This window comes from Craterilacuibacter sp., assembly GCF_051659485.1.
Taxonomy (GTDB): Bacteria; Pseudomonadota; Gammaproteobacteria; order Burkholderiales; family Chromobacteriaceae; genus Craterilacuibacter.
Window position 1 is genome coordinate 1 of record NZ_JBOFOO010000422.1, and the last position, 3,427, is coordinate 3,427.

General features: G+C 56.2%; 4 protein-coding genes. All 4 read right to left on the reverse strand.

Features of this window, described 5'->3' with window-relative positions:
• Positions 1-43 precede the first annotated feature (43 nt).
• Positions 44-454 (reverse strand): YbaY family lipoprotein, encoded by a 411-nt coding sequence (locus ACRC1E_RS14215; protein WP_438515754.1) that lies wholly within the window; start codon positions 452-454, stop codon positions 44-46.
• The gene (locus ACRC1E_RS14220) at positions 451-978 is read right to left on the reverse strand and encodes a FixH family protein (RefSeq protein WP_438515755.1); all 528 of its coding nucleotides are present in this window, start codon (positions 976-978) and stop codon (positions 451-453) included. The genes ACRC1E_RS14215 and ACRC1E_RS14220 overlap by 4 nt, the downstream gene beginning before the upstream one ends.
• 3 nt (positions 979-981) lie before the next feature.
• Positions 982-2,415: a cytochrome c oxidase accessory protein CcoG gene (ccoG, locus tag ACRC1E_RS14225; RefSeq protein ID WP_438515757.1), complete on the reverse strand. Its 1,434-nt coding sequence runs from the start codon at positions 2,413-2,415 to the stop codon at positions 982-984.
• Positions 2,416-2,565: 150 nt separating this feature from the next.
• Positions 2,566-3,427 (reverse strand): cytochrome-c oxidase, cbb3-type subunit III (ccoP, locus tag ACRC1E_RS14230; protein ID WP_438515758.1); only part of this gene is annotated, 862 nt, incomplete at its 5' end.

The window sequence follows — 3,427 nt, forward strand, 5'->3', positions numbered from 1 at the left end:
AACGGGGCTAGCGCCCCGTTTTGCGTGGGAGGTGTTGGATGGCTTAGTTGCCGACCGGATCGACCCAGACTTCAGTTGCACTATTATTGCCTTGTTGCAAGGTGGGCACTTGCTGGCGACTGCTCATGAATAGCTGGCCATCCAGATAGATGCGGGCATCCAGTGCATAGCGCCCCATGCTTTGGATGGCGGCTTGATCGTAGCGCAGGGAGAAGGGTAGCGGAAAGCCCTTGGGTTGCTCCAGAATCTGCTCGGCCAATACGACCGAGGGCGCATCTTCACGGCTGATATCCAGCAGGCGGACATCGACCCGGGTTTTGGCGGGAGGAAGCGCGATGCGGATTTTATAGGCTACGCGGCCCTCAAGCTGTGCCGGTTGGTAGCTTGGCGTGCTGGCGCAACCGGTCAGAATGGCGATGGCTAAGGCCGGCAGTAGGGGCTTGATGGCGATCATTCGTGCTCCACCGCTTCCAGCTTGGGTGTACCAAGCAAGACGGCGTAGCTTTCTGCCGGCCGCCATTCGCCTTGTATCCGCCACTGGTTGGCCGGGTCTTCCAAGCGTAGATACCAGTGGTTGGCATTGGCCGACTTGAGCTGTCCCTGATATTGGCCGGGCGTGCTGGCGCGCAGGCTGACTAGCTGATCCAGATCTGCACGCGACGGATGCAGTAAGCGCAGCTGCAAGGTGGGGGGCAGGGCGTTTTTACTGGTGGTATTGACCCGGACGGCTTTCATGTCCGGGCTGATCTGTACCTGCGCCGTCAAGCCAAGCTGGACTGCAGCATCGTCGCGACGCAGCTCCATATTGATCTCCTTGCCCTGTTTGTAATAGTCATCGCTGACCATGCCGTCGTCGGAGACGATAGCCAGATACAAGGTGGCAAAACCCGCCACCACCACGATGGCCGGCCCGGAAAACAGGGCCAGTGCCCAAGGTTCCTTATACCAGGGGCGTACCGTCCCTATATTTTTCTGCATGCTTTACTCTCCGATAAAGCTGGATTTTTCTTCGATCTCGAACGAGTCGTCTTTCGCCTTGATCTTGAACTTGATGGGGTGACTGCCTTGCGGTGCATATTCCGGCTCGACCTGTACCCGCACCGGAATCAGCTCGTTAGCCATAGGCGCGAGGGTCAGGTATTCGCTATCGCTGACCAGTTTGATGCTTTCCAGCCCCTTGACCTTGATCCGGATTTGCATGGGCACATCGCTGACATTGATCAGGCGGATGCTGTAGCTGTTTTCCAGTAAGCCATCGTTGGTTTCGCGTACCAAGGATGCCCGGTCTCGGATGATATCAACCTTTAGTGGTTGGCGCAGTGCCAGCGAGGTGATGGCCGAGCCCAAAACAATGGCCAGCACCAGTGCATACATTATGACGCGAGGACGTTTGAGCCGGCTCCAGAATGCAGATTCGGGATACTTGCCTTCCAGGGCGGCTTCGGTGGTGTAGCGGATCAGACCGCGCGGGCTGCCCATCTTGTCCATGACTTCGTCGCAAATATCGATACACGCAGCGCAGCCTATGCACTCGTATTGCAGACCGTCGCGGATGTCGATACCGACCGGGCAGACATGAACGCACTGTTTGCAGTCTATGCAGTCACCCAAACCGACATCTTTGGGATCAACGCCTTTTTTACGGGCACCACGGGCTTCGCCACGAGCCTCGTCATACGAGATCACCAGCGTGTCCTCATCGAACATCACGCTCTGGAAACGGGCGTACGGGCACATGTATTTGCATACCTGCTCGCGCATCTTGGCGGCAAACAGATAGGTGAAGCCGGCATAGAAGAAGATCCAGAAGGTTTCCCACGGGCCGAAGTCGAACGTCGGTAACGCGGCGACCAACTCCCGGATAGGGGTGAACCAGCCAACCAGCGTAAAGCCGGTCAGTAGCGAGAAGGCGATCATCAGTGCATGCTTGGTGGATTTGATACGCAGTTTGCGCGCGCTCATCGCCTCCTTGTCCAGTTTCATGCGCTTGTTGCGGTCACCTTCTACCCAGTGCTCTATCCATAGCATGATCTCGGTGTAGACCGTTTGCGGACAGGCGTAGCCACACCACAGGCGTCCGGCGATGGTCGTCCACATAAACAGGCCGAAAGCCGCACTCATCAATAAGGCGGCAAGGTAGACAAAATCCTGCGGCCAGATAGTCAGACTGAAAAGATGGAATTTGCGGTTGACCATGTCCCACAGTACCGCCTGGCGACCATTCCATTGCAACCACGGCAGGCCGAAGAAAACGAGTTGGGTGCCGAGGATAAACAGAATGCGCCAGTTGGCAAATACGCCTTTGACGCTTTTGGGATAAAGCTTTTTTTGGGCTTCGTACAAGGAATGGGTTTCGGTTTCCTTGGGCGCACTGGCTTCAACTTTAATCGGGATCTTTTTGAGAGACTCTGACATTGGGGCTTACCTGTAAGAAGGTTTCGCAAAGCCCGCCCTAGGGATGGGCTTTGCGCAATCCACTTACTAACCGGATGGTTACTATACATTCATATATAACAATGGGGTAAAAATAACTGCCCGCTTACGCGGGCAGTTTGCCGTAGGCGCTTATTGCGCTTTCGGATTATTGGACAGACCCCAGACATAGGCGGTCAGTACATGGACTTTGTCGTCACCGAGGAAGTCTTTCCACGCCGGCATCTGGTTCTGGCGACCATTGGTAATGGTCTGGATGATGGTTTTTTCGGTGCCGCCATACAGCCAGATATTATCGGTCAGGTTAGGTGCACCCAGTGCCTGGTTACCTTTGCCATCCGCGCCGTGGCAGGCGATACAGACGGTATTGAAGGCTTCCTTGCCGCGTACGGCGCGGTCGGCATCATGCTTTTTGCCGGACAGCGACATCACGTAGTTGGCGGTGTCCTTGACCTTTTCTTCGCCAAAGGCCGCACCCCATGGTGGCATTTGGCCATGACGACCAGCGACCAGCGAGGTGTGTATCGCTTCGGTGCTGCCACCCCATAGCCAGTCGTTGTCGGTCAGGTTAGGAAAGCCCTTGGCACCGCGTGCATCCGAGCCGTGACACTGTACGCAGTAGGTCTGGAACAGGCGCTTGCCCATTTCCTGAGCCTGCGGATCAGCGGCAACCGCCTTGACGTCCATGCTGCGGTACTTGGCATACAGTGGCTCGTACTTGGCTTGTGCCTGAGCGACTTCTTCCTTGTACTGGCCGTCCGAGGTCCAGTTGCGTAGCCCTTTCCAGTTGCCTAGGCCAGGGTAGAGCACCAGATAGCCGATACTGAAGATGATGGTGAGGTAGAACATCCACATCCACCAGCGCGGCAGCGGGTTGTTGTACTCCTCCAGATCACCATCCCAGCGGTGGCCAGTGGTGTCTTCCGATTCGCCAGTCTTGTTGACTTTTTGCCTGGACTGGCTGAACAGAATAGCCGTCACCCAGACGATGCCG